This is a genomic window from Neobacillus sp. DY30 (genome assembly GCF_030123065.1).
Taxonomy (GTDB): Bacteria; Bacillota; Bacilli; order Bacillales; family Cytobacillaceae; genus Neobacillus.
Genome location: NZ_CP126093.1, coordinates 4,108,080 through 4,133,357, shown reverse-complemented (window position 1 = coordinate 4,133,357; position 25,278 = coordinate 4,108,080). Strand labels below are relative to the sequence as shown.

At 38.5% G+C, this 25,278-nt stretch carries 27 protein-coding genes and 2 other annotated features; of the genes, 19 read left to right on the top strand and 8 right to left on the bottom strand.

Annotation, left to right across the window (positions count from 1 at the left end; genetic code table 11):
- Positions 1-20: 20 nt before the first annotated feature.
- On the bottom strand, positions 21-1,853 hold the full coding sequence (locus QNH29_RS20255) for a DNA ligase D (RefSeq protein ID WP_283865690.1): 1,833 nt from the start codon (positions 1,851-1,853) through the stop codon (positions 21-23).
- A gap of 128 nt (positions 1,854-1,981) precedes the next feature.
- On the opposite strand from QNH29_RS20255, the gene ku reads away from it, so the two are divergent.
- From ku to QNH29_RS20235, 4 genes are all read left to right on the top strand, one after another.
- Positions 1,982-2,896, top strand: a complete 915-nt coding sequence (ku, locus tag QNH29_RS20250; RefSeq protein ID WP_283861129.1) for a non-homologous end joining protein Ku — start codon at positions 1,982-1,984, stop codon at positions 2,894-2,896.
- Between the two features lie 125 nt (positions 2,897-3,021).
- Positions 3,022-3,984: a nucleoside hydrolase gene (locus QNH29_RS20245; protein WP_283861128.1), complete on the top strand. Its 963-nt coding sequence runs from the start codon at positions 3,022-3,024 to the stop codon at positions 3,982-3,984.
- A gap of 242 nt (positions 3,985-4,226) precedes the next feature.
- Positions 4,227-4,427 (top strand): cold-shock protein CspD, encoded by a 201-nt coding sequence (gene cspD / locus QNH29_RS20240; protein ID WP_283861127.1) that lies wholly within the window; start codon positions 4,227-4,229, stop codon positions 4,425-4,427.
- Between the two features lie 115 nt (positions 4,428-4,542).
- Positions 4,543-4,746 (top strand): cold-shock protein, encoded by a 204-nt coding sequence (locus QNH29_RS20235; protein ID WP_283861126.1) that lies wholly within the window; start codon positions 4,543-4,545, stop codon positions 4,744-4,746.
- A gap of 41 nt (positions 4,747-4,787) precedes the next feature.
- Here QNH29_RS20235 and QNH29_RS20230 read toward each other — a convergent pair whose 3' ends face one another.
- Complete coding sequence (locus tag QNH29_RS20230; RefSeq protein ID WP_349654863.1) at positions 4,788-5,081, bottom strand: DUF6509 family protein; 294 nt, start codon at positions 5,079-5,081, stop codon at positions 4,788-4,790.
- A gap of 259 nt (positions 5,082-5,340) precedes the next feature.
- Here QNH29_RS20230 and QNH29_RS20225 point away from each other — a divergent pair, with 259 nt between their 5' ends.
- The 4 genes from QNH29_RS20225 (at position 5,341) to QNH29_RS20210 (ending at position 9,448) form a co-directional block, all read left to right on the top strand.
- Positions 5,341-7,734 (top strand): DMSO/selenate family reductase complex A subunit, encoded by a 2,394-nt coding sequence (locus QNH29_RS20225; RefSeq protein WP_283861124.1) that lies wholly within the window; start codon positions 5,341-5,343, stop codon positions 7,732-7,734.
- A gap of 12 nt (positions 7,735-7,746) precedes the next feature.
- The gene (locus QNH29_RS20220) at positions 7,747-8,328 is read left to right on the top strand and encodes a DMSO/selenate family reductase complex B subunit (protein ID WP_283861123.1); all 582 of its coding nucleotides are present in this window, start codon (positions 7,747-7,749) and stop codon (positions 8,326-8,328) included.
- Between the two features lie 28 nt (positions 8,329-8,356).
- Positions 8,357-9,253 (top strand): 4Fe-4S dicluster domain-containing protein, encoded by an 897-nt coding sequence (locus tag QNH29_RS20215; protein ID WP_283861122.1) that lies wholly within the window; start codon positions 8,357-8,359, stop codon positions 9,251-9,253.
- A 69-nt stretch (positions 9,254-9,322) separates the two neighbouring features.
- Positions 9,323-9,448 (top strand): hypothetical protein, encoded by a 126-nt coding sequence (locus QNH29_RS20210; RefSeq protein WP_283861121.1) that lies wholly within the window; start codon positions 9,323-9,325, stop codon positions 9,446-9,448.
- Positions 9,449-9,492: 44 nt separating this feature from the next.
- On the opposite strand, the gene bcbE is transcribed toward QNH29_RS20210, so the two are convergent.
- Positions 9,493-10,779 carry a bacillibactin exporter BcbE gene (gene bcbE, locus QNH29_RS20205; RefSeq protein ID WP_283861120.1) on the bottom strand — a complete coding sequence of 429 codons (1,287 nt, stop codon included), beginning with the start codon at positions 10,777-10,779 and terminating at the stop codon, positions 9,493-9,495.
- A gap of 168 nt (positions 10,780-10,947) precedes the next feature.
- Positions 10,948-11,202 (top strand) — a binding site (T-box leader).
- Positions 11,203-11,236: 34 nt separating this feature from the next.
- Positions 11,237-11,486, top strand: a binding site (T-box leader).
- Between the two features lie 70 nt (positions 11,487-11,556).
- Between bcbE and trpE the strand changes: the two genes are divergently transcribed.
- From trpE to QNH29_RS20160, 9 genes are all read left to right on the top strand, one after another.
- Positions 11,557-12,939, top strand: coding sequence for an anthranilate synthase component I (gene trpE / locus QNH29_RS20200; RefSeq protein ID WP_283861119.1), 1,383 nt, complete (start codon positions 11,557-11,559; stop codon positions 12,937-12,939).
- The gene (locus QNH29_RS20195) at positions 12,936-13,547 is read left to right on the top strand and encodes an anthranilate synthase component II (RefSeq protein WP_283861118.1); all 612 of its coding nucleotides are present in this window, start codon (positions 12,936-12,938) and stop codon (positions 13,545-13,547) included. The genes trpE and QNH29_RS20195 overlap by 4 nt, the downstream gene beginning before the upstream one ends.
- A complete protein-coding gene (gene trpD, locus QNH29_RS20190; RefSeq protein ID WP_283861117.1) occupies positions 13,519-14,544 on the top strand; it encodes an anthranilate phosphoribosyltransferase in 1,026 nt (341 codons plus the stop codon). The genes QNH29_RS20195 and trpD overlap by 29 nt, the downstream gene beginning before the upstream one ends.
- On the top strand, positions 14,545-15,333 hold the full coding sequence (gene trpC, locus QNH29_RS20185) for an indole-3-glycerol phosphate synthase TrpC (RefSeq protein WP_283861116.1): 789 nt from the start codon (positions 14,545-14,547) through the stop codon (positions 15,331-15,333). It begins immediately after the preceding gene.
- The gene (locus QNH29_RS20180) at positions 15,330-15,980 is read left to right on the top strand and encodes a phosphoribosylanthranilate isomerase (RefSeq protein ID WP_283861115.1); all 651 of its coding nucleotides are present in this window, start codon (positions 15,330-15,332) and stop codon (positions 15,978-15,980) included. The genes trpC and QNH29_RS20180 overlap by 4 nt, the downstream gene beginning before the upstream one ends.
- A complete protein-coding gene (trpB, locus tag QNH29_RS20175; RefSeq protein WP_283861114.1) occupies positions 15,955-17,157 on the top strand; it encodes a tryptophan synthase subunit beta in 1,203 nt (400 codons plus the stop codon). Before QNH29_RS20180 ends, trpB begins: the two co-directional genes overlap by 26 nt.
- A complete protein-coding gene (trpA, locus tag QNH29_RS20170; RefSeq protein ID WP_283861113.1) occupies positions 17,157-17,942 on the top strand; it encodes a tryptophan synthase subunit alpha in 786 nt (261 codons plus the stop codon). The genes trpB and trpA overlap by 1 nt, the downstream gene beginning before the upstream one ends.
- A 252-nt stretch (positions 17,943-18,194) precedes the next feature.
- Positions 18,195-19,274, top strand: coding sequence for a tRNA 2-selenouridine(34) synthase MnmH (gene mnmH, locus QNH29_RS20165; RefSeq protein ID WP_283861112.1), 1,080 nt, complete (start codon positions 18,195-18,197; stop codon positions 19,272-19,274).
- A 134-nt stretch (positions 19,275-19,408) separates the two neighbouring features.
- Positions 19,409-19,639: a hypothetical protein gene (locus QNH29_RS20160; RefSeq protein ID WP_283861111.1), complete on the top strand. Its 231-nt coding sequence runs from the start codon at positions 19,409-19,411 to the stop codon at positions 19,637-19,639.
- 90 nt (positions 19,640-19,729) lie between these two features.
- Here the strand turns inward: QNH29_RS20160 and sda are convergent, their stop codons facing one another.
- Complete coding sequence (gene sda / locus QNH29_RS20155; RefSeq protein ID WP_481858843.1) at positions 19,730-19,855, bottom strand: sporulation histidine kinase inhibitor Sda; 126 nt, start codon at positions 19,853-19,855, stop codon at positions 19,730-19,732.
- 216 nt (positions 19,856-20,071) lie between these two features.
- Between sda and QNH29_RS20150 the strand changes: the two genes are divergently transcribed.
- Positions 20,072-20,278 carry a DUF6501 family protein gene (locus QNH29_RS20150; RefSeq protein WP_283861109.1) on the top strand — a complete coding sequence of 69 codons (207 nt, stop codon included), beginning with the start codon at positions 20,072-20,074 and terminating at the stop codon, positions 20,276-20,278.
- Between the two features lie 52 nt (positions 20,279-20,330).
- Complete coding sequence (locus QNH29_RS20145; protein ID WP_283861108.1) at positions 20,331-20,921, top strand: GNAT family N-acetyltransferase; 591 nt, start codon at positions 20,331-20,333, stop codon at positions 20,919-20,921.
- A 38-nt stretch (positions 20,922-20,959) separates the two neighbouring features.
- Here QNH29_RS20145 and yidC read toward each other — a convergent pair whose 3' ends face one another.
- From yidC to pflB, 4 genes are all read right to left on the bottom strand, one after another.
- Positions 20,960-21,751, bottom strand: coding sequence for a membrane protein insertase YidC (yidC, locus tag QNH29_RS20140; protein WP_283861107.1), 792 nt, complete (start codon positions 21,749-21,751; stop codon positions 20,960-20,962).
- Between the two features lie 18 nt (positions 21,752-21,769).
- The gene (locus QNH29_RS20135; protein WP_283861106.1) at positions 21,770-22,075 is read right to left on the bottom strand and encodes a hypothetical protein; all 306 of its coding nucleotides are present in this window, start codon (positions 22,073-22,075) and stop codon (positions 21,770-21,772) included.
- Between the two features lie 120 nt (positions 22,076-22,195).
- Positions 22,196-22,936, bottom strand: coding sequence for a pyruvate formate-lyase-activating protein (gene pflA, locus QNH29_RS20130; protein WP_283861105.1), 741 nt, complete (start codon positions 22,934-22,936; stop codon positions 22,196-22,198).
- Positions 22,937-22,998: 62 nt separating this feature from the next.
- Complete coding sequence (pflB, locus tag QNH29_RS20125; protein ID WP_283861104.1) at positions 22,999-25,224, bottom strand: formate C-acetyltransferase; 2,226 nt, start codon at positions 25,222-25,224, stop codon at positions 22,999-23,001.
- Positions 25,225-25,278: the final 54 nt, after the last annotated feature.

The window sequence follows — 25,278 nt, the reverse complement described above, 5'->3', positions numbered from 1 at the left end:
GGGGTTCTATGTGACCATACCTAGTTCTTTCCCTTCAATACTTCTAGTACGGGTCCAAAGGGCTGTATCGTTTTTGTTTGAAAATAATTTTTAAATGGGTCACCTTGTTTTCTAATTCGCTGTAATGCATTTTCCATGTTAAAGTCAACGGGATTTAGCGTATAATCGACTTCTTCCCAATATAGTGGAGTAGCTACACCCGCATGTTCATTCCCTCTCATGGAATAGGGTGCTACAATCGTTTTCCCCTCACTATGCTGGATATAATCAACGTATAGCCTGTTTCCACGATTTTTTTTCATTCGTTCAGTTGTAAAAGATTCTGGATCCTTCGAAATTAAATAATCCGCTATAAAGCTTGTGAATAAACGTGTATCCTCAAAGGAATATACATCTTCAGGCAAAGGCAAATATATTTGTAACCCTTTATTCCCGGATGTTTTAATAAATCCAATTAGATTTAATTGGTCAAGAACTTCTTTAATTAATAATGCCGCTTTTACCGCTAAGTGAAATTCTTCTTTTGAAGGAGGATCTAAATCAAAGACTATTTCGCTCGCTCCCTTACTGTGAATCAGTTGAAATGGTATATGGTATTCAATCGCCAACTGATTTCCAAGCCATATTAATGTTTTTAGGTTGTTGCAAACGATATAATCAATACCTTCAGACATATGTGTTTTCACAAAATCGGGTGCATAGTCTGGACAATTCTTTTGATAAAATGGTTCACCAAACATTCCGTGCGGATAGCGAATCACCGTTAACGTCCGATCCTCTAGAAAAGGGAGCATATAAGGCGAGACTTCCCTTAAATACAGAATAAAATCTGCCTTTTGTATGTCATGGTTTTTCCACAGGGGCTTATCGGGGTGGGTAATATCTAAATCCTCCGGTAAATTTTTTTGCTTAAAGATAAATTGTTCGTATGTACAGTCGTTCGGCTTTTTATCGAAACGGAAACGATGAAAATGTGGTTCGCGCAGCTGATTATCGTAAAGCTCTAAATATTTTACCTCCAAACAAATAGCAGGCTCGACATAGATAAATTGACCGTCCTCACTAATTTTATTTTGTTTAATGGTACTTTGAAGAGCTTGTTTTTCATCTGGTTTAAAGCCAAATAGTACCTGACCAATCCCTTGAATACTTCCTTCTTTATACACACCTACGTAAAAGTATCCATTTGTTTTCTCCAAAGCTGTAATAAAACAGGAAACAAATTTCCAATTTTTGTATTTTAACCATTGTAAAGATCTCTTACCTTCTTCCCAAAGGCTGTCTTTTTGTTTTGCAATAATCCCTTCACCGTCATGGAGGACGACGTCTTCCCACAATGCGGTGAAATCTTTATGGGCCGCAACTAGCTGCAGCAAATTGTCACTATAGGGGTCTGCTTCCAGTGGAAGATTGAGCTGTTTAAAAAGTTCAATTAGCTCTTCTTTTCGTTCTTCAAATTTTCTCGATTGCATGGTTTTGCCTGCTAATAAAAGGATATCAAAGACCATTAGGCGGCAAGGAGCCTTTTGGGCTTGTTCAAGAATTTTTTTTGAAGCTTTAAGCCTCCCACGAACCTGGATAGCAGAAAAATTGGCCTTATAGTGGTTTTCAAGTAAAACAAGCTCTCCATCAAGTCGAAGGGGAAGAAATGGCTGAAATAAATCCTTTAGCGGCTCTAGAAAATGCTGTATCTCTGGGAACTGCGGCAGCAAGGGCTTATCATTTCTACTCGTTAAGGTAATTCCATTATGATCCCAATTCAAAATTGCCCGAAACCCATCATATTTAACCTCGTACAGCCAATCCGGTTGCAGAGTTAGATCAAAGGTTAGTGTTGGCAGCATCGGTTTCATCATTTATTTCCTCTCTTTTTCTTTTATTTTGTTTCAAACCACAGCGATTCATCCTTTACCAAAAGTTTTTAGGAATTTCTCTTATCGGAAAACCAACAATATAAGTAAAAAGATTGGAGAATTACATTATGCATACGATGTGGAAAGGCAGCATCAGTTTTGGGCTGGTAAATATTCCTATCAAACTTCATACCGCCACTGAGGATAAAGACATTAAGCTTCGTACATTACATGATAAATGCCATGCACCGATTAGATATGAAAAGATTTGCACAGTATGTGAACAGGAAGTTAAACCTGAGGAGATTGTGAAAGCATACGAATATACAAAAGGTAAATTTGTGGTGCTTGATCAGGAAGATCTCGAAAAGCTTCGGAAGGAAAACGAAGAAAAAGCAGTAGAGATTATTGATTTTGTCAAAATGGAGGAAATAGACCCTATTTATTTTGACAGAAGTTATTACATGTCCCCTAATGAAAGTGGCGGCAAGGCGTATTCTTTGCTTCGAAAAGCTCTGCAGGAATCACAAAAGGTTGGTATAGCAAAAATAATTATACGCTCTAAAGAGCAAATGGCTGTCATCCGTGTATATGAAAACACACTGGTTATGGAGACCATTCATTTTCCTGATGAAGTACGCCGTGCAGGAGATGTTCCAAACGTCCCTGCAGACGATAAGGTCACCCATAAAGAATTAGATACAGCGATTATGTTAATTGATCAATTAACCACTGAGTTTGAACCTGAAAAATATACCGATGAATATCGGACAGCATTGTTAGAGTTGATTGAGTCCAAGCGTACAGGACAAGAAACTGTCACCCCGGCAGCAAAAGAGACACCATCAAACGTTACCGACTTAATGGCTGCTCTACAAGCATCCATAGACAGGACAAAGCCTGGAACTGATGTTGGTCGACCAGCGGTAAAAAAAGAAACAGCCATAAAGAAGGAAGCCACAGCGGTGAAGAAAGAGACAGCGGTCAAGAAGCCTGCGGCTCCAAGGAAAAAGGCAGCACCAAAAGTAAAAAAAGAAGCATGAAAAAAAGCCGATTCGACGATCTCGAGTCGGCTTTTTGAGACATTAGCCTTATAGGTGATAGTACTTTGAATTCAGTTTTTTACATATTATGTTGAAAGTACGAAAAATAAGATGGGGGAGAGGCAATGGCTTATAATGTCTTATTGTTTGCGGATCCTGGAATTGATGATTCTTTTGCGATTATGTATGCCTTACTTAATCCAAAAATAAACGTTGTCGGCATTGTTAGTGGTTATGGAAATACACCGAAAGAGCAATCTGTAAGGAATACAGCCTATTTAATCGATCTAGGCGGGAGAGAAGATATACCGATCATTGCTGGAACTGCAGGACCTTTATCAGGTGAACCTGTACAGTTTTACCCTGAAATCCATGGACCTGAGGGATTAGGACCAATCAAACCTCCTGATACATTGCAAAATGTAGAGGTTCATGACTTTAACAAGATTCTGGAAATTGTTGAACAATATAAAAATAACCTTATTATCGTAAATGTTGGCAGATTAACAGAAATAGCTCTTATGTTCATCCTCTATGGTAACAATGCTTTAAAAGATGTAATTGCTTTCTATATTATGGGGGGGGCCTTCTTGGTTCCTGGAAATATAACAGCAGAAGCAGAAGCTAATTTCTATTCTGACCCCATTGCAGCAAGAAGTGTTATGGAGAAAGCTCATAATGTGTATCTTTATCCATTGAATGTTACAAATAAAGCCATCATAACACCCGAAATGATCGGATTTCTTAGTGAAAACAGTCCAACACCTTTTAGACCATTACTACAACCAGCATTTGATTATTATTTTAAGGCCTATCAAAAAAATGTTCCGGGTATTAAAGGGGCTCCGATGCATGATGTTGTCCCATTAATGGCAATAACCAATCCTGAAATTTTCAGGTATGTTCCGCGAAGGGTTAAGGTCGAGGAATTTGGAGATGCCAAAGGGAAGAGTATCGCAGATTTCCGGCCAAAGCCAGAAGCACAGCCCCCAAAGACGTTAGATTATATTGGTATGGAAGCTGACATCCAAAAGTTTGTGGAGAACTTTATGGAGGTCTTTTTACAAGGTGAACTTGAAAAAAAATAGGTATCTACTATATTTTTTATAGTTAGTGGCTTACTAGTATGCTATACTGTAAATTTAATTGACTTTTAAAGTAATAAAGGGTATCATTAAGGTACGCTTTTAAGTTCGTGTAAATATTTATTGGTTTAAGTAGTCGTAACTGCACGATATGTGGGTGATGTCTATTACCCTGTGCATTACGGCTTTTTGATTTATTAAATGGTTATGTACTTAAAGTGAACAAATATTTGGGGGTTCTATTCATGAATAACGGTAAAGTAAAATGGTTTAATGCAGAAAAAGGTTTTGGATTTATCGAAGCTGAAGGCGGTCAAGATGTATTCGTACACTTCTCTGCAATTCAATCAGAAGGCTTCAAATCTTTAGAAGAAGGTCAATCAGTATCTTTCGAAATCGTTGAAGGTGCTCGTGGCCCTCAAGCTGCTAACGTAGTAAAAGCTTAAATTGAAAAAATAAAAAGGTGGTGCAATGATAAGGCATCACCTTTTTACTTTATAAAAAATGTAATTTTAATCAAAGTGTCAAACAGTCTTGCAAAAAGTACAAGGGGTGATCATTTTGGCGTTTGGTAGAAGAAATGATGAAGAAGTAAAGCTTGAAGAAACTAAAATTTGGAAATGTAATTCAGATACTTGTAAATGCTGGATTCGTGACAATTTTAAGAGCACTGAAGTGCCCCTCTGTCCAATATGCAAAAGTGAAATGAGCCTTACAACAAAAGAATTACAGGTAATTCATAATCATAGTAAGAATTTTATGTAACAACAATGTGAAAAAGCAGGGGGTTAAACCTCTGCTTTTTCTTATGAGTCAATGTATTCCATGCAATAATTAAACACGGTTAATTCCTCGTCTTCTTCAAGAGCAAAGTCTAAAACCTTTTCTGTACCTCTTTCATAGAGATGATAGTGCGAAATTCTTGGCCCTTTTTCATCAACTATAAATAATACCTTAATTCCCACACCTTTCTCAGAAAAAAGTTCATCATCTTCCTCAACATTTATTTCTAAAAAAAACTCATAGCGGTCCCCCGATAATAATCCAAATGGATCTACAAGTTTTTCAACTGTATGACCACTTATATTCAATGAAATCATCCTTTACAAAATATTTTCTTTTTTATTATATACATATTTCGTAATTAACTAGAAACAAATGACACTATTCGAGTTCAAATTGTTATCAAAATATGGAGGATTTTTATGAAATAAGTGTGAACGTTGTGAAATTTAATATTTATTTAATAACTATCAAGTAAAATTGAGTTATAGGTAGTACAAGGATGTAATAGAGGTGAAGACTGCACTTTTAAAATGTGAAATATTTCACAATAGAGAATATGGGAGGCATATATCAATGACTAAAGATAGTCCTGTAAAGAGTTTATTGGCTAATAAAATGCAGCGCAGAACGTTTTTAAAATGGTCTGGGGCAATTGGAGTCCCGGTTATCGCTGGTGGTGTCGGGACAAAAATATTGCTCGATAAGCAAAAAGAAGAAAACGTAGCAAGTGCCAGTGAGTGGGATAAGGTTGTATCAACTTGCAGCATCAATAATTGCGGCGGTAGATGTGTAATAAAGGCATATGTAAAAGATGGTGTAGTGGTACGTGTAGCAACCGACACCCAGGAAAGCGGTGATCCAAGCATTCCGCCTCTCAGAGCGTGTGTCCGAGGGCGCAACTATCGTAATTTGCTCTATCATCCTGACCGCCTTAAGTATCCAATGAAACGGGTAGGAAAGCGAGGCGAAGGCAAATTTGAGAGAATTTCTTGGGAAGAAGCCATAAATACTATTGCATCTGAAATTAAACGAATTGGTGATACATATGGTCCGGAATCTAGATATGTCAATTATGCTTCTGGACAGAGCTGGGGGCTTCATGGAGGCAGGAACAGTGCAAGGAAGGTATTAGCACTAACTGGCGGCTACTTAAACTACCGTAATGACTATAGTTCCGGGGCAGGTAATGTGGCCACTCCATATACCTATGGAACGAACAATTCAGGCAGCAGTTTTGATTCCCTATTGCATTCAAAATATATCATCCTTTGGGGACAAAATCCTTCGGAAATGATCTTCTCGACCCCATACCGTGATTATTTAATGCAGGCAAAGAAAAACGGAGCAAAAATTATTTTAATTGACCCACGATATACGGATACCGCCATTGCATTTGCTGATGAATGGATTCCGATAAAACCGACAACGGATAATGCGATGATGGACGCTATGGGCTACGTGATTGTTACTGAAAACTTACATGACCAAGCTTTCCTCGATAAGTATTGTGTAGGGTTTGATGGTGCACATATGCCTGAAGGTATTGCAAAAGAGGAGTCCGTAAAGAGTTATCTATTGGGTGAAAAAGATGGAGTAGCTAAAACACCGGAATGGGCAGAAAAAATATGTGGAGTGCCAGCCGAAAAAATTCGTGAAATCGCCCGGAATTATGCCACTATAAAGCCGGCCGCACTTATTCAAGGCTGGGCTGCACAACGCCAGGCATATGGTGAACAATTTATGCGCGGTGGTGCACAGCTTGCTTGTATTACAGGAAATGTAGGTAAACTTGGTGGCTGGGCAGCTGGAACGGGTTACTGGAGCAGGGCAGATATTGTTTATCCATTTAAAGTAGAAAATCCGGTAAAGGCTTCCATTCCTTGCTTCCTTTGGACAAATGCAGTCGAACATGGTACAGAGATGACTGCAGCGGATGGACTGCAAGGGACTGATAAATTATCAACGAATATTAAAATGATTTTTAATATGGCAGGGAATATGCTGGTAAACCAGCACAGTGATATCAATAAAACGACAAGTCTATTACAGGATGAAAGCAAAGTAGAATTTATCTGTGTCAGCGATCTCTTTATGACACCAAGTGCGAAATACGCAGATATCGTTCTGCCTGGCACAACCTTTTTTGAACGATACGATATAGGAGTGCCTTGGTGTTTTGGTGATTACGTTGTATTTGGCGATAAAACAATTGACCCGCTCTATGAATGCAGAAATGAATATGATGTTTTTGTAGAAGTGGCAGATAAATTAGGGATAAAAGAACAATTTACTGAAGGAAGAACGATACTCGATTTGGTAAAGGAAAGTGTAAAACGAACACGTGAGGAGCTTGATCCAACCTTTCCTACATTTGAAGAGTTCAGGGAAAAGGGTGTTCATCATTTTAAATTTAATGAACCGTTAGTTGGTTTTAAAGCACAAATTGATGACTTAGAAAACAATCCATTTGAAACACCTTCTGGAAAAATTGAATTATTCTCTAAAACACTTTGGGAAATGAACCAGCATGATGAGATACCCGCTATAGCTAAATATATTTCTTCCTGGGAGGGACCTGAAGACCCATTAATAGAAAAATATCCGTTACAGCTTATAAGTTGGCACTATAAGCGAAGATGTCACTCCACATATGATAATATGCCATGGCTTGAGGAAGCAGCAAAGCAAGAAATGTGGTTAAATCCTAAAGATGCCGAGAAGCGCGGAATCAAAGATGGAGATAGAGTTCAAGTGTTTAACGACCGGGGAAGCTTGTATATCGATGTCAAGGTTACGCCACGTATCACTCCTGGGGTGGCCGGTATTCCACAAGGTGCATGGTATACACCTGACAAAACAGGCGTAGACCAAAGGGGATCAGTAAATGTATTAACGTCACAACGACCGACTCCTCTTGCCAAATCAAATCCGCAATTAACGAACCTTGTTGAAGTGAAAAAAGCATAAGGAGTGATTATTATGGGGCAAATAGGATTTTATATCAATCAAAGTATCTGTCAAGGCTGCAAGGCATGTAGTGTCGCTTGTAAAGATAAAAACAATACAGAAGTTGGGATAAACTTTCGCAGGGTATACACGAAAGAAGAAGGGTCCTACATGCAGCAGCCAAATGGAGGGATTGTTCAAAATATTAAGTCGTATTATTTCTCCATTTCCTGTAATCATTGTGAACAGCCAGCCTGTTTATTAAGCTGTCCAACAGGTGCAATTGCAAAGAAAAAGGACAATGGTGTGGTGGTGATTGATCAGGAGGTTTGTGTCGGGACACAATTATGTGTAAAAGCATGTCCCTACGGTGCACCACAGTATAACGAAGAATCCTTTAAATCGAATAAATGTAATTTTTGCATGGACCTTCAGGAAATCGGAGAAGACCCTGTTTGTGTCGCTACATGTCCACTAGGAGCCATTGAATTTGGACCAATTGAAGAACTACGTAAAAAGTATGGAACTATTAGTCAAATTAAAGGAATGCCTAGTGCAACAATTACAAAGCCAAGCCTTGTTATTACACCTCACCGGGATGCAAAATTAGTTTGAGAATTAAAAATGAGTTGGTGATGATTAGATGTCTATCCTCGTAAATTGGCTGGAGAGCCTGCATGAAGAAATGAGCGTTACCACTAAATGTTCAAGGGTACGAAACCGGAAATCAACTTGCAATTATTGTGTAGAAAACTGCAAACACAATGCAATAGAAATAAATGGTGTCATATTCATTGATACGAAAAAGTGTATATTATGTGGGGAATGTATGATTGCTTGTCCGGTATCCGCCATCGAGGGCATGACAAGTAACCGGTATTTCGAAAAGGGAAGTTTGGTCTTTGACGATACCTACACACCTTCACTAAAGGAATTGCTCATTTATAAAAAAAGAGGAATGACTTCAATACAAGTCGCTAATCGATTAAACCATGACTGGGAAACAGTATTAAATAACGCAAATCAGCAATTGCCATTACTCGATGAGTATCCAATTTCGATTGTTGAAAAGGTTAAGGACGAAGTATGTTCACGAAGAGCCTTTTTTGGTTCCTTTCAAAAAGAAGGAAAACAACTTGTTAAAAGCATTGCTCCTGCTGCATGGAAAATGGAACACGATGACTGGAAGATTACTAAATATTATCCAGACTTTCAATTTTACAGTGTAAAAATCAATAAGGATCAATGTACACTCTGTCAGGCTTGCTTTTCGCTATGCCCAGAGAACGTATTTCAGCTAGAGGATGACAAACTTGTGATTAATAATGGACAGTGTGTAGATTGTAACTCTTGTACCGATGTTTGTTCTCAAAATGCAATTGAAATAATACCAGTTATCAAGAGAAAAACAGAACAAGTTGAACCATTACATTCTAACTTTTGCCAGGGCTGTGGCCATAGCTTTTATACCTTTGAGAAGGAAACAGGAAAATGTCATGTCTGTGCCAATCGTGACCCAGAATGGCTCAGTCCAAATTAATATTTTTTACCGTATGATATGATTCCAATTGGTTAAATTAAAGCCATCTTGAGATAGGTGGTGAGTATATTGACAAAACGGAATGTAAAAACGAAATCTGGGCTGCAAACTGCAAAAAGTCTAACCAACTCAGAGTTTGCAAATGAAATATCTCCGCAAGATAAAAAGGTCAAAAAGGAAAAGCCTCACACATAGTATTAGTAAAATTAGTTGAGCACTGGGAGACCCCAGCGCTCTTTTTAGTTTTGACCTTTAACTCCAGGTTTTATCGCGAATAATGCAACAAAAGCTGCAATTACACTGAGTCCGCTTAGTGTAATAAAAATCCAGTATGTTGCTTGTTTCATTAACAAAGCAATAATCGGAGGGCCGGCTGCTACTCCGATAAATCTCATCGAGCTGTAGATCGATGAAATGGTTCCACGCTCTTCTCTTTCAATTCCGTCAGTGATTAAGGTGTCTAGGCATGGCAGACCGATACCGATACCAACGCCGGCTATTAAAAACATGGTGAGCATGAACCAGAGCTTAATCGAAAACCAGAGAGCCAGAATAGATATAGCGGCTGCAATAATTCCACCGAAGGTGAGCCATTTCATTAGGACTTTATTTTTCTTGATAGTTTTTCCTGCAATAAAAGACGCTAAACAAAGTGCTCCTAACGGTAATGATAAAAACAAGCCTTTCTTAAGATCTTTAATACCATATTCTGTTTCGAAAATTTCTGATAGGTAAAAAAGTATACCAAAAAGTACCAACATTAAGATACCGCCGATAAAAAAAATAGCGTATAACCATGTCCCTTTTTCAGTAAAGGTTTTCCTTACGTTTTTAAAAAACTGTTTAAAAGGAATTGGTTTTGATCGAGACTTCGGACTTTTAACTAACAACATGACCATTATGACTGAGATGGTACAAAAAACTGGAAATGAAAAGAAAGGTAAAAACCAAATAAATCCTGCAAGTAAGGACCCTAAGATCGGGCTTAGCACCTTACCGAATGTATTAGAGGTTTCGATTAAACCTAAACAACTGCTTACATCATCCTCATTTTTGAACATGTCACCAACCAACGGGAGAACAATTGGCATGGCTCCAGCTGCACCTACCCCTTGAAGGGCACGTCCAACCAATATAACCCAGTAGGCGTTTTCCAGCTTCCAAGCGGCCCATCCTGATATTAACCCGCCAATTCCTGCGATAATGAGACTCGGAATAATTACTTTTTTTCTCCCAATATGATCGGATAAATACCCTGCTATTGGGATTAAGAAGATTGCAACAATGGAATAAACAGTTATAATCATACTTGTTTGGAACGCCGTGATCGATAATTCTTTTTCCATTGAGGGCAGCACGGGTATTAACATGGAATTACCTAGTGTCATTACTAATGGTATTGATGACAAGGAGAGTATTGCCCACTTTTGTTTGGAAAGCTCACCTGATTTTTTCTTTTTTCCAGCTGAAGAGGATTTATTTCTAGCAGCCTCTGAACTCGGGCATAAACGTTCAATATGATCCATTTCTCTTCTATCCCGCCTTCATTTTGATGTGCTACCGTTAATATTGACATCTTTATTTTAAAATAACTATCATCCAATAATCCTTTAAATGGAATATCCTAAATTGAATTTTCTAAAAATTAGTGTTGACATGAAGCTTTAAAATGGTTTAATATAAAAATCAATAAAGGCAGGGCATTGATGAAGAGTAGTAACTTTTACGGATTCTCAAGAGAGCTGATGGGTGGTGCAAATCAGTGTAGACGTATTAGTGAATGGACTTCGGAGCCTCCAAACCGAACCTCCTATAGGGTCAGTAGGCTTTGGCGAAATCCTCATCGTTAAAAGAGGCAGATATTCAGGCAGCATAGTTGCCTCGATATCGGTAGAGCGAGCTGATTTTTTGGCTAATGAAGGTGGCACCACGGGTCTTCCGTCCTTTTTGGATGGAGGGCCCTGTTTGTTTTTAAACAAATAATTTAAATCAATGAACAAGAGTAGTACACTTATTTAATTCTTTTCAGAGAGTCGGGGAAGGTGAGAGCCCGGTAAGAATGGATTTGTGGAATGGACTTGTGAGAGGCAGCCTGAACATTAAGTAGGGCCGTACGGAGTTCCACCGTTAAAAGGATAGGATATACGACTTTTTAGAGTCCTGTATCTGAAAGAGGAAGCTGTAAAAACAGCTTCAAACGGAGGTGGCACCACGACAAAGAATCGTACTCTATACGCATAATTTGCAATTATATGCGTATAGAGGACGATTTTTTTATTTATATACGAAAGGATGTAAGGGGAATGAAAATAAAAAATGACTTTTTCCTAAAAGAACTAAAAGGGGATACTTTTACTCCCATTTCTATTTTGCAGAAAATTAGCGGGAATAAAAAGTTTTTATTAGAGAGTTCACATAAATATCATGACTCTGGACGTTATTCATTAATTGGATCAGATCCAGCATTCGAACTTATTTCCCATGGTGACTCGAATGAAATTGTTTATCGAAATGGAGATAAAAAAGTTCTTAAGGGAAACCCGCTTGAATTGATTAATACATTGCTCCCAAAAATGGATGAAACACCTTTTCCTTTTATAGGCGGAGCAGTAGGGTATGTTGGCTATGACATAATTCGTCAATACGAAGAAATTGGCCAAGAGTTTAAAAACGGGCTTGAAATGCCTGATGTTCATTTAATGTTTTATGAAGAAGTGATTGTATTTGACCATCTTGAAGAAAAAATAACACTTTGCGGTGTACCCCTTTCAGAGGATATAGATAAAGGTTCACTTGAAAAAAGGCTGGAGCAGAGAATAGAAGAGCTGAAGCAGCCTGCTTTTTATCAGGAAGAAACACCTTTTCAATTTACAGGCTTTCAGTCTGAAACCTCGAAGGAAGAATTTATTAAAAATGTAGAGGTTGCGAAAGAGCATATAAACGCAGGTGATATTTTTCAGGTGGTTCTCTCAAGGAGAATGAAGTCATCTTACCAAGGGTCACCCTTATCACTCTATCGCAAACACCGTGCTCATAACCCCACACCATATATGTTTTATATTGATTTCGCAGAATATACCGTAATTGGTTCATCACCAGAAAGTCTAATAAAAACTAGGGGGTCACAGGTATTCTCAAACCCAATCGCAGGTACAAAAAAACGAGGAAAAACAACTGAGGAAGACCAATTGATTGCTAAAGAATTGAAAAGCGACGAGAAGGAATTAGCGGAGCATAAAATGCTCGTTGACCTCGGTCGAAATGACTTAGGCAGAGTTTGTGAATTTGGGTCAGTCACAGTTGATAAGTATATGGAGATTGAAAATTTCCGACACGTTATCCATCTCGTGTCAGAAGTAAGCGGAACACTGAAAAAAGAGTATAGCAGTCTTGATGCTTTGGCAGCCTGTCTCCCTGCAGGTACGGTATCAGGGGCACCGAAAATAAGGGCGATGGAAATTATTAATAAATTGGAGAAATCAAAACGAGGGCTATACTCTGGTGCAATTGGTTATCTATCTGCCAATGGAAATATGGACTTCGCTCTGGCGATTCGCACGATGATACTTAAAGACAACTTAGCCTTTATTCAGGCAGGTGCAGGAATTGTCTACGACTCTAACCCGGAGTCAGAGTATGAAGAAACGATAAATAAATTAAAGGCCTTTTTGGAGGGTGAACAATGATCTTACTAATCGATAATTTTGACTCCTTTACGTATAACCTTTATCAATATTTAGGTGAATTAGGTGAAGAAGTAATAGTTATTAGGAACAACCAGCTTTCCATCCAACAGATAAAAGATATGAACCCAAAGGCGATTATCCTTTCTCCAGGTCCTGGGAAACCAGAGGAGGCGGGAATTTGTATTGAGGTCATTCAAAATTTATATCAAGAAATCCCTATATTGGGTATTTGTTTAGGGCATCAAGCAATCGGAGCAGCATTTGGCAGTGAGATTAAGCGGGCAGATTTTATTAAACACGGTAAAACATCGCAAATCACCCATAATGGCAGTGGAGTTTTTACCTATTTAACTTCTCCACTAGAAGTGATGCGCTATCATTCTCTGGTGGTAGCGAAGGAAAGTCTGTCACCTGAACTGGAATGTGTAGCTCAATCACTAGATGACCAAGAAATCATGGCGCTCAAGCACCGTCACTATCCGGTATACGGTTTGCAGTTCCATCCTGAATCCATTGGCACACCAGCTGGTAAGCAACTTCTGCAAAACTTTTTATCTGAAATAGAAGGGAAGAAGAGAAATGAAAAACTTTTTACTCCAATTAGCTGAAGGTGAATCTTTTTCAGAGCCGCAAATGAAAGAGGCCATGGATTTAATTTTAGGTGAAGAGGTTTCTGAAAGTGAAATTGCTGCTTTTTTAATGGGCTTAAAGTCAAAAGGGGAAACAGTGGAAGAAATCACTGGAATTGTAAAAGGGCTAAAGGAGAATACTCTCCCATTCCGTAAGAAGTTCCCTCAGGTATTAGATAACTGTGGCACCGGTGGAGACGGTTCTTCAAGTTTTAATATAAGTACTACATCTGCATTTGTAATCGCGGGAGCTGGCATTCCTGTTGCAAAACATGGAAATCGCAGTATTTCTAGTAAAACAGGCAGTGCAGATGTATTGGAGTACTTAGGGATTAATTTAAATCTTCCTGTTGAAGTAACAGAGGAAATTTTACATGAGCTTGGGATTGCCTTTTTATTTGCACCGCATGTGCATCCGAAACTGAAGAAAATCATGACTGTTCGAAGACAGTTAAGAATCCCAACTGTTTTTAATTTTATTGGTCCGTTGACCAATCCTATTGATTTGGACTATCAAGTACTAGGTGTGTATCGTAAAGACTTATTACCGGTATTTGCAGAAGTACTTCAAAATCTAGGGCGTAAACGTGCGGTAGTTATCAATGGTGCAGGCTCTATGGATGAGGCGTCGCTGCAGGGTGAAAACTATCTTACTTTATTAGAGGATGGAGTAATCTCCACACAAACCTTTGTGCCAGAAGAGGTAGGGCTTCCTCAATATGATAACAGCGCTATTAAAGGTGGAGATTCAAAGGAAAATGCGGTGATTCTCAAGAAAGTCCTTTCAGGTGAAAAAGGAGCATGCCGAGATACAGTTCTATTGAATGCAGGGTTAGGTATTTATACAAGTGGAAAAGCAGCCAATATTATTGAGGGAATTAATATTGCTAAGGACGTCATAGATTCAGGCGCTGCTTATGAAAAGTTACAGCAATTAATTGAAGTGACAGCGAAAGCAAAAAGAGAGGCGATATAAGTGGAGACCATTTTAGATCGAATTATTAATGAAAAACAAAAAGAGGTCAAAAAACTTCGACAAGGAAATTTGATAAAAGTAGAAGCAAAGCCGAAAAAATCCTTAATTCAAAAATTACAGCAAGCAGAAGAGATCGCAATCATCTCAGAATTCAAACGTGCCTCTCCATCTAAAGGGTTGATTAACAATGGAGTGGAACCTGCTGAACAAGCCCTCAAATACGAGCGGGCAGGTGCGTCTGCTATATCCGTTCTCACGGATTCCACATTTTTTAAAGGGGCGTTTGCTGATTTAATGGCTGTTAGAGAGGCGGTTGATCTGCCCATTCTTTGTAAAGATTTTATGATTGATCCTATTCAAATCGACCAGGCAGCGGCACATGGGGCTGACATCATTCTACTGATTGTAGCTGCACTAGATGAAACCACGCTGGCGCAGTTGTACCAATATGCCAGGGGCTTGGATTTAGAGGTTTTAGTAGAGGTGCATAATCAAGAAGAATTAGAAAAAGCTCTCAACCTCGGTGCCCAGCTGATTGGCGTTAACAATCGTGATTTAAAAACCTTTAACGTTTCACTTGACGTTACAGAGTCTCTTGCAAATTTAATAAAAGACTCCGGTGCTTTTCTAATCAGTGAAAGTGGAATACATCACAAGGAAGATGTAGAGCGGGTACGCAACTGTGGAGCTAATGGAATATTGGTCGGTGAGGCGTTAATGAAGAGCCCAGATATAGCTAAGTCTTTTCAGGAATTCAGATTACCACTAGTTGGCGGGGTAAAAAAATGAAGGTGAAAATTTGTGGAATTACAGATCTTACCACTGCACTGGCGGCTATTGATTATGGTGCAGATGCGATTGGTTTTGTTTTTGCAGAAAGCAAACGAAGGATTACCGTTACCAAAGCAAAAGAAATCATTGCCCATTTACCGAAAGATGTGTTAAAGGTAGGGGTGTTTGTAAATGAAACAAAAGAAAAAATAGAGGAAGTTGCTGCAACCGCAGGACTTACACATGTTCAATTACACGGTGATGAAACCGTGTCCTTTAGCGAATCTCTGACGTTCCCTGTCATCAAAGCAGTTAGCATGGAGGATAAACAGAATTTAAAAGAAATAGAAGCTTATCCTTGTGAATATGTACTGCTTGATGGACCTAAAGGGAAATTCAGAGGGGGAAATGGCTTATCATTTGATTGGAAAAGTATATCTGCTAAGAAGGACCTTAAAGGAAAAAAAGTCATCCTTGCCGGAGGTTTACATGAAGATAATGTTGTAGAAGCCATTAAACTCATTCAGCCATATATGGTCGATGTAAGCAGCGGTGTTGAAATAGAAGGAAAAAAGGATTTAGACAAAATCCAAACATTCATTAATAAGGCTAAAGGGAGCCATACAGGAGGAACAAGGAATGAATTCATATACACTGCCGAATGAAAAAGGGCAATTTGGTATTTTTGGGGGAAGATTTGTACCAGAAACGCTTATGAAAGCTGTTCTTGAGTTAGATGAAGCTTATAAAGACGCAAAAGCTGACCCAAGTTTCCAAGCTGAAATAGATGGTTACTTATCGGAATATGTTGGAAGAGAAACACCGCTTTATCATGCGAAAAATCTTACAAAACACGCTGGCGGTGCACAAATATATCTAAAAAGAGAGGACCTGAACCATACAGGTGCCCATAAAATTAACAATGCTATCGGTCAGGCACTTTTAGCGATTAGAATGGGCAAGAGGAAAATTGTTGCTGAAACAGGTGCAGGACAGCATGGTGTGGCGACGGCAACCGTATGTGCCTTATTAAATCTTGAATGCATTATTTTTATGGGTGAAGAAGACATCAAGCGACAGGCGTTAAATGTCTTCCGTATGGAGCTCCTTGGAGCAAAGGTTGTTAGTGTTACCTCTGGCAGCGCTACCTTAAAAGACGCAGTGAATGAAGCGTTACGTTACTGGGTTGAACATGTGGATGATACCCACTATCTATTAGGTTCCGTAATGGGACCACATCCATTTCCTGTCATGGTAAGAGATTTTCAGTGTGTAATTGGCAAGGAAACTAGAAAACAATTTTTAGAACGAGAAGGAAAGCTGCCAGAAGCAGTGGTTGCCTGTATCGGCGGTGGCAGTAATGCTGCTGGAATGTTCCATCCATTTATCGAGGACAAAGAAGTAAGTTTATTTGGAGTAGAGGCAGCAGGACAAGGGGTAGATACTGCTTTCCATGCTGCATCACTGACAAAAGGAAAACCAGGAGTACTGCACGGGGCATTAATGTACTTACTGCAAGATGAGGAAGGGCAAATCATTGAAGCACATTCCGTTTCGGCCGGACTTGATTATCCTGGAGTAGGACCTGAACATAGTTACTTAAAAGACAGTGGAAGAGCAGAATATCATTCTATTACCGATAAGGAGGCGCTAGATGCATTTCAGCTCCTTTCAAAGCTTGAAGGGATCATTCCGGCACTTGAAAGTGCTCATGCCATCGCTTTTGCGGTTAAACTTGCTGCTGAAATGAAGGAAACAGAGAATATTGTCGTTTGTTTGTCCGGTCGTGGTGATAAGGACGTAATGGCTGTTAAAGAAAGGTTAGAAAGGGAGAGAGCCTAATGAATCGAATTGAACAAAGTTTTAAGATTTTAAATGAACAAGACCGGAAAGCTTTTATACCTTATATAATGGGTGGTGATGGAGGACTTCATAACTTAACAGAACGTCTTCTGACATTAGAAAAATTTGGTGCCACTCTCATTGAAGTAGGTGTTCCTTTTTCTGATCCTGTAGCAGATGGTCCAACCATTCAACAAGCTGGTATTAGGGCGCTTCAAAATGGAACGACATTAAGGGGAATTATTGCGGAACTCACAAAAGCGAGAGAAGTAGTGTCCATCCCTATCGTACTTATGACTTACCTAAATCCTATTTATTCATATGGGATTTCTGCTTTTGCACAAGACATTGCAAATTCCGGAGTTGACGGTTGTATCATTCCGGACCTTCCAATTGAAGAAGAAGATCTCCTAGCCGCAGAGCTTGAGGATGCGGGGATTGAATTAATCCGTCTGGTTACTTTGACATCTCCAAAAGAGAGAATAAGGGAAATATCAAATAGGGGGAAGGGCTTTTTATACACTGTTACCGTCAAAGGGATAACCGGAACAAGAAATGAATTTGACCAAGAAGTTGTGGAGTTTTTAAAGCAAGTAAAGGAAATTAGTCCTATTCCAGTTGTTGCTGGGTTCGGTATTTCAAACGAAAAACAAATTAAAGAGCTTAGCCCCCACTGTGACGGAGTGATTGTCGGAAGTAAAATTGTCGACTTATTCAATAACAATGATTTAGCTGGACTTGAAAGCTTTATGTCAGTACTTAAACCTGAAAAAAACACCATATAAGAATAAAAATCCACTCCATTTTCGAGTGGATTTTTTCTTTTCCCAGTTTCGTCACGCTGTTCCTATTAAATTGGCAGGAATGTCTGCTTGATACCCTCGTATATCTCCGATATAATTAGTCTATACTTTTACTGAATTTCTTAGCTATTTAATCATATTTTAGAGATATCTCTTTCTGATTATAAACTTCCATTCTTGGAAGTTTTGTTTGTTATTGACCAATTAGAGATAGATAAAAAGAGGTGTTAATAAATGAAGGAAATCACGGTTGAGGAATTACAGACGATAAAGAATCCCGTCATTATTGATATCCGTGCATCTATTGAGTTTAAGGATGGTGCAATTCCGGGAGCAATCAACATTCCTTTATTTACAGATGAAGAACGAGAGGAAATCGGAACCATTTATAAACATGAAGGACAAGAAGCGGCAAAATGGAGAGCCATGGAATTTGTTTCACCAAAAATACCTAGTTTGCTTCATGAAATTAAAGCAGAGATGGTAAACGGTGAAGAGTTAATCATACATTGCTGGCGCGGAGGAATGCGAAGCAAAGCAGTTGTAACCTTCTTAGAATTTGCAGGCATCCATGCGAAGCGTCTGACTGGAGGTTATAAAGCATATCGACAATACATTCTCCAGCAAATTCCTGCAATGATTCCTAAAAATGCAATTGTATTACACGGTTTAACTGGTGTAGGAAAGACCGAAGTGTTGAAGAAACTAAAAGCGTCAGGTTACCCAACACTTGATCTTGAAGAAATGGCTGCTCACCGAGGATCCATTTTTGGAACGATTGGCTTGGGGGAGGGTAATAATCAAAAAACGTTTGATTCTCTGTTATACAAAGGACTTAAAGATATACTGGGTTCAACTCATTTTGTTATGGAAGCTGAGAGCAAACGGATTGGGAAAGCTTGTCAGCCCGAAGAACTTATGGATAAAAAATTGAGGGGAATTAATATCTATATTCATACCCCCCTTGAGCAAAGGGTTAAACATCTGATAAACGAGTACGTTTTGCCTTATCAGAATGAGCCTTGGTATCATGACCAAATTTCAATCGGGATTGAAAAGATCTTAAGAAGAATAAAAGATAATGAAATCAAAAGAGTGTTAATTCAATCTTTAGAAAACAGTAATTTTCAAGTGATGATTGGTATTTTACTTGAACATTATTATGATCCACGTTATGATCATGCTACCCTTGAGTATCATGGACAGTTCATCCATGTTTACGCAGAGAATTTCGTTGAAGCGAGTATAAAAGTGATGACAGAAATAGATAAACTAATAGAAAAAAAGAAATTTGTAATTGAAGGACAAGTTTAATTGGCTGTTGGGAAAATTTTTTCGATTTCATCAAATTGCAACAAATTAATGAAAATTCTAAATAATTCCACATCTATTTCTTCCTTTTTCAGATTATAATAGAGGTATAATCAAGAATAGAAAGGGAGCTTTTGATGAGGGAGTCAAAAATTCATCACCACCGCTTAGTTGATTGTCAGGAACATGTCATATATGCAACCGAAGATGGGATTAATGTATTCATCGGGAGTGCTGCCATCCAAACATGCCTTAATTGTGGCCACAGTGAAATTCCTAGCGAGTTAAAAGAAATAATTGACCCATCTATAAAAGAACCAAGAAAGAACCCAACCAAGTTGTTTAACTTAACTAAGGGATTTTTATAAGTGTAACTCCTGTGGCCGGATAAACCGGCTTTATTTTTTGCATTTAAAAAAAACCGCCATAAAATTGGCGGTTCTAAATCACATGTAAAGTTATCGTTTTTTAAAGGGCTTCAATCCACGACGTTTTATTTCGTCTTTTAAAATCTTTATCCATTCCGTTTCCTTTCCAGATTTTAAAGCATCCCGATACGTCACCACTAACAGCTCGTTACTCATTATTTTCAATGTTGCAAGCCTCCCTCGGAATATTGGATTGAATATTCAGTTTTTTATATTGTAATCGTTTTCTTGTTGTTTGAGAACCTTTTTCACAAATTTGACATATTAAAAACAATTAAAATATGTCAAAGGACCCAATGATAATTTAGTTGCACTAACGCAATGCTTTTGATTATACTTATGAATAGCTAAATCGAAAGGAACGGTGCTAGGATGATTCATTTAACATGGCGTGAGCGAGAAACCATTAAACAGGTAAAATGTGTTCATACGGATGCAAAAAAATACATAGTAAATAATGCATTAACCGCCGGGAAAATTTATGATGTTAAAAATGAAACAGAAGAGTTTTATTATATTATCGACAATACCGGTAAAGTAGGCGGATTTTACAAAGAATACTTCCAAATTGTAGACTGATGGGCCGTGCCTGCCAGTCTCTTTTTTAATTATGTAACGGGGGAATAGGGAAATGAAGTTGTGGAATAGGCTTTTTGAGTTAGAAGGGGAATCGGTTAAATTAGTTCCAATTACCTTGGATCATCTTGATGGACTATGGAAAGCAGCTAAACCTGTTGAGATATGGACTTATATGGCAACTACAGTAAGAAGTAAAGAAGAGATGGAGCAGATGATTGTTTCTGCTATCCAAAAGAGAGAATCGGGTAGTGATTACACCTTTGTTGTGATAAATCAGAAAAATCATATTATCGGAAGCACCCGGTACCTTGATATTTCGCCAGAACACGAAAGTCTAGAAATCGGCTCAACTTGGTATCATCCTGATGTATGGAGAACAAGAGTTAATACTGAATGTAAATACCTGCTATTAAGACATGCGTTTGAAACTTGGGACCTTAGGAGAGTTCAGATTAAAACAGATTCTCGAAACCTCCGTTCTCAAAATGCTATTGAACGAATTGGCGCAGTCAAAGAAGGGACACTTCGAAAGGATCGAAAAATATCGGGCGGATATGTCCGCGACACCGTCTTCTATAGTATCCTGCAAGAGGAATGGGAAAAGGTGAAAGATAATCTAGAAGGAAAATTGAGCAAAAAGTAGAGAAAGCCAGGCAGTGTGCCTGGCTTTCCTTTTAAACCTTATTGATTGGTACTAGTACTAGCTTTCAGGTCTGTCTTTTTTCCGCTTTGATAAATTTTTCTGCTTAACCATGTTTGCACCATTAAAAACAAACCGCCGACAGCCCAATAAAGCGGCAGTGCTGCAGGTGCACTAAAAGAAAACATGACTATCATTAATGGAGATAGAAGTCCCATGAATTTCATTTGTTGTTGCTGAGCTGCAGGCATGCTGGACTGTGAAGCTTTAAATTGGAAATAATAAATCACTCCAGCAATAAGGGTGATGATGATATCAGGGTGTCCTAGACTAAACCACAAAAAACGATGAGCGGCAATCTCTTCTGATCCACGAATGGCATAATAAAAACCAGTTAGTATTGGCATTTGAATCAGAATAGGCAGGCATCCCATGTTTAAAGGATTTACGCCATGCTTTTGATAGAGCCCCATCATTTCCTGCTGAAGTTCTTGCTTCTTTTTTGGGTCCTTTTCTTCTTTTATTCTCTTTTGAATAGCCTCCATTTCAGGCTTCATGACATCCATTTTCTCTTTCATGTCCATCTGATTCTTATATTGCTTTAACATAAAAGGCATTAATACGAGTCGGATAATTAGGGTGACGAGAATGATTGATAGTCCATAATTTCCATTGAAAAACTCAGCAATAAAATGGATGGATATAATAAATGGATCAACAAAATACGTATGAAAAAATCCATCGCCTTTTCCATCTGCTGCAGAACATGCAGATAGTAAGATAGTAGTTAACCCTAATAGTAGTAGTAGTGGTAAAGAAGTTTTGCTTTTCATATTTCCTCCTGGTATCGTTTAGATTGTTTTTAATTGGTATAGGGTGGAGGAAACAGGTTCTTCTTTATCATCCTGTGGACTTTCTTTTCTACGAATATATTTAACAATTCGAATTAGAATAATATTTAAATTTAAAAAGCCTTTCTTCTTATAATAAAACAATGGGTGATTAATTTTTGTCTGTGCAGTTTCGCTTATGGACCCCATAAAACAAAATTCCACATTCCATGCCCAAAGTAATTTAATTATGACACCAAAATAAAGACTTAAATATAGTGCTTCTAACGCATTTGCATCGGTAAAATCAATGAGCAATTGGTACAAAAATAATCACCTCACTTTTTCCTGTTATAGATTTGAGTATAAATGAGAATGGGGCAAGAATCAATTTAAACAAAAAGTCAAAAAATGCTGCTCTGGCATAGAGCAGCATTCTAATTTCAATTACTGTTTTTCCCAGTGTGCTGTAATCGTTTCATACGCAAATTGGACTTTTTCTTCAGTCGGCGGTTCTACATGCTGTAATGGATACTCTAATCCAAGTGCTTCCCATTTATAAACACCAAGCTTATGATAAGGAAGAATTTCTACTTTTTGCACATTTTTCAGTGTGCCGATAAACTCTCCTAGCTTTTGAAGATCTTCTGGGTCATCTGATACTGTAGGGACTAAGACGTGGCGTACCCAAATAGGTATTTTACGGTCGGATAAGAACTTGGCGAATTCGAGAATATGATCATTTGCCATTCCTGTTAATTGAATATGTTTCTTGCGGTTAATATGCTTTAGATCAAGTAATATCAAGTCAGTATATTGCAGCAACTCTTCAAGCTGTCCAATGAATAGTTTAGAGTGCGAGAAACAGCCGCCAGAAGAATCAATAGTCGTATGAATTCCTTTTTTCTTACATTCCTTAAACAATTCAATTAGGAACGGTACTTGAAGCAGAGGTTCGCCGCCGCTAACAGTGATTCCTCCTCCAGATGACTGGAGGAAGGGAAGGTAGGACATGAGATCATCCATGATTTCGGAAACGGTCATCTGTTTGCCGCTGCCGATTTCCCATGTATCAGCATTATGGCAAAACTGGCATCGTAATAGGCATCCTTGTGTAAATACAACATATCGAATGCCTGGTCCGTCGACTGTTCCTAACGTTTCAATAGAATGAATATTTCCGTTCATGTTGATGATCCCCCTTTGATTTTAAAGCAGGAGCTCCATGTTAAGGAGCTCTTTAATATTATTTACAGTGATTCATGGAAAGTACGGTTAATAACGTCTAGCTGTTGTTCTTTTGTTAATTTAATGAAGTTAACCGCATACCCAGAAACACGAATCGTTAATTGTGGATATAATTCTGGATGTTCCATTGCATCCATTAATGTTTCCTTGTTAAATACGTTAACGTTTAAGTGGTGACCTGTTTTAATGGCATATCCATCCAGGATTGAAACTAAGTTACGCACCTGGCTTTCATCTTCTTTACCTAAAGCTTTAGGAACGATAGAAAAAGTATTTGAAATTCCATCCATTGCTGAGCTGTATGGTAGTTTAGCAACAGAAGATAGAGAAGCAAGTGTACCTTTTCGATCACGGCCATGCATTGGGTTTGCACCTGGTGCAAATGGTTCGCCAGCACGACGTCCATCAGGTGTATTACCAGTCTTTTTACCATAAACGACGTTTGAAGTAATCGTTAAGATTGACATTGTATGAACAGAATTACGGTAAGTTTGATGCTTGCGAAGCTTTTTCATAAATGTTTCAACTAATTCTACTGCAATGCTGTCAACTCGATCGTCGTTATTTCCGTATTTAGGGAAGTCGCCAGTTACTTCGAAATCTACAGCAAGACCGTTTTCATCACGAATTACCTTGACTTCTCCATATTTAATCGCACTTAAGGAGTCAGCTACAACACTTAAGCCGGCAATACCTGTTGCCATAGTCCGTAGGATTTGTGTGTCATGCAGGGCCATTTCAATTCTTTCATAGCTATACTTATCATGCATATAGTGAATAACATTCAAGGTGTTGATGTAAAGATCTGCTAGCCATTCCATCATTTGATCAAACTTCTGCATAACCTCTTCATAATCTAATACGTCGGCCGTAATTGGTTGGTATTGCGGTCCTACTTGAATTTTTAATTTTTCATCTACACCGCCATTGATGGCGTAAAGGAGTGCTTTCGCAAGGTTTGCACGAGCACCGAAGAACTGCATTTGTTTACCAATCTCCATAGCGGATACACAGCAAGCAATACCATAATCATCACCATATTCTGGACGCATGATATCATCATTTTCATATTGGATAGAGCTTGTTTTGATTGACATTTTTGCACAATATTTTTTAAAGTTTTCAGGCAGCAGTGGTGACCATAAAACAGTTAAGTTTGGCTCCGGAGCTGGACCTAAGTTATCTAATGTGTGTAAGAAACGGAAAGAGTTTTTCGTTACAAGTGAACGTCCATCTTGTGCGATACCACCGATTGACTCCGTTACCCAAGTTGGGTCACCAGAGAATAATTCATTATAATCAGGTGTACGAGCAAATTTAACTAGACGAAGCTTCATAACAAAATGGTCAACTAATTCCTGTGCTTCAACTTCTGTTAAAGTACCATTTTGGAGGTCTCTTTCTACATAAATGTCTAAGAAAGTAGATACACGTCCAAGACTCATTGCAGCTCCATTTTGCTCTTTAATAGCGGCTAAGTAACCAAAGTATAGCCATTGGAATGCTTCTTGTGCAGTGGCTGCCGGCTGCGAAATATCAAAGCCATGACTGCTTGCCATTTCTTTTAATTCTTTTAATGCGCGGATTTGCTCGGCAATTTCTTCACGAAGACGCATGTTATCTTCTGTCATTATTTTGCTGGTATTTTTTTGATCTTTTTGCTTTTCTCTGATTAAGAAATCAACACCATATAATGCAACACGTCTGTAGTCGCCGATAATACGTCCGCGTCCGTATGCATCAGGAAGTCCTGTAATAATCGCTGCTTTACGGGCAAGCATCATTTCATCTGTATAAGCATCGAAAACACCCTGGTTGTGAGTTTTACGGAACTCTGTAAAAAATCTTTCAATATCGGAATTTAATTCATAGCCATACGATTCTAGAGCTGCTTTTGCCATCCGAATTCCGCCGAAGGGCTGCATGGAACGATTAAATGGCTTGTCAGTTTGGACACCAACCACTTTTTCGAGTTCTTCGTTTAGGTATCCAGGTGTATGTGAAGTGATGGTAGATACCGTTTCAGTATCCATTTCAAGAACTCCACCTTTTTCACGTTCTTGCTTTGTTAATTCCATTACTTGTTCCCAAAGCTTATTTGTAGCGTCCGTAGCACCTGCTAAGAAACTGTCGTCCCCTTCGTATTGATTATAGTTTTTTAGTATGAAATCACGTACGTTAACTTCTTTTGACCAAACACCTTTTGTAAAACCTTTCCATTGTTCCATGATTATTTTCACCTCGTAAGTTTGTATGAGAACTAATATAACAGTGTTACTGTT

Bases quoted from the DNA above. Each gene is read 5' to 3' on its own strand.
- QNH29_RS20195 (WP_283861118.1), top strand. From the start codon at position 12,936: ATGATCTTACTAATCGATAATTTTGACTCCTTTACGTATAACCTTTAT.
- QNH29_RS20160 (WP_283861111.1), top strand. From the start codon at position 19,409: ATGAGGGAGTCAAAAATTCATCACCACCGCTTAGTTGATTGTCAGGAA.
- trpD (WP_283861117.1), top strand. From the start codon at position 13,519: ATGAAAAACTTTTTACTCCAATTAGCTGAAGGTGAATCTTTTTCAGAG.
- pflB (WP_283861104.1), bottom strand. From the start codon at position 25,224: ATGGAACAATGGAAAGGTTTTACAAAAGGTGTTTGGTCAAAAGAAGTT.
- yidC (WP_283861107.1), bottom strand. From the start codon at position 21,751: ATGAAAAGCAAAACTTCTTTACCACTACTACTACTATTAGGGTTAACT.
- trpB (WP_283861114.1), top strand. From the start codon at position 15,955: ATGAATTCATATACACTGCCGAATGAAAAAGGGCAATTTGGTATTTTT.
- sda (WP_481858843.1), bottom strand. From the start codon at position 19,855: ATGAGTAACGAGCTGTTAGTGGTGACGTATCGGGATGCTTTAAAATCT.
- QNH29_RS20230 (WP_349654863.1), bottom strand. From the start codon at position 5,081: ATGATTTCATTGAATATAAGTGGTCATACAGTTGAAAAACTTGTAGAT.
- trpA (WP_283861113.1), top strand. From the start codon at position 17,157: ATGAATCGAATTGAACAAAGTTTTAAGATTTTAAATGAACAAGACCGG.
- QNH29_RS20245 (WP_283861128.1), top strand. From the start codon at position 3,022: ATGGCTTATAATGTCTTATTGTTTGCGGATCCTGGAATTGATGATTCT.
- QNH29_RS20225 (WP_283861124.1), top strand. From the start codon at position 5,341: ATGACTAAAGATAGTCCTGTAAAGAGTTTATTGGCTAATAAAATGCAG.
- QNH29_RS20220 (WP_283861123.1), top strand. From the start codon at position 7,747: ATGGGGCAAATAGGATTTTATATCAATCAAAGTATCTGTCAAGGCTGC.
- pflA (WP_283861105.1), bottom strand. From the start codon at position 22,936: ATGAACGGAAATATTCATTCTATTGAAACGTTAGGAACAGTCGACGGA.
- cspD (WP_283861127.1), top strand. From the start codon at position 4,227: ATGAATAACGGTAAAGTAAAATGGTTTAATGCAGAAAAAGGTTTTGGA.
- QNH29_RS20150 (WP_283861109.1), top strand. From the start codon at position 20,072: ATGATTCATTTAACATGGCGTGAGCGAGAAACCATTAAACAGGTAAAA.
- QNH29_RS20255 (WP_283865690.1), bottom strand. From the start codon at position 1,853: ATGAAACCGATGCTGCCAACACTAACCTTTGATCTAACTCTGCAACCG.
- ku (WP_283861129.1), top strand. From the start codon at position 1,982: ATGCATACGATGTGGAAAGGCAGCATCAGTTTTGGGCTGGTAAATATT.
- QNH29_RS20215 (WP_283861122.1), top strand. From the start codon at position 8,357: ATGTCTATCCTCGTAAATTGGCTGGAGAGCCTGCATGAAGAAATGAGC.
- QNH29_RS20145 (WP_283861108.1), top strand. From the start codon at position 20,331: ATGAAGTTGTGGAATAGGCTTTTTGAGTTAGAAGGGGAATCGGTTAAA.
- mnmH (WP_283861112.1), top strand. From the start codon at position 18,195: ATGAAGGAAATCACGGTTGAGGAATTACAGACGATAAAGAATCCCGTC.
- QNH29_RS20180 (WP_283861115.1), top strand. From the start codon at position 15,330: ATGAAGGTGAAAATTTGTGGAATTACAGATCTTACCACTGCACTGGCG.
- bcbE (WP_283861120.1), bottom strand. From the start codon at position 10,779: ATGGATCATATTGAACGTTTATGCCCGAGTTCAGAGGCTGCTAGAAAT.
- trpE (WP_283861119.1), top strand. From the start codon at position 11,557: ATGAAAATAAAAAATGACTTTTTCCTAAAAGAACTAAAAGGGGATACT.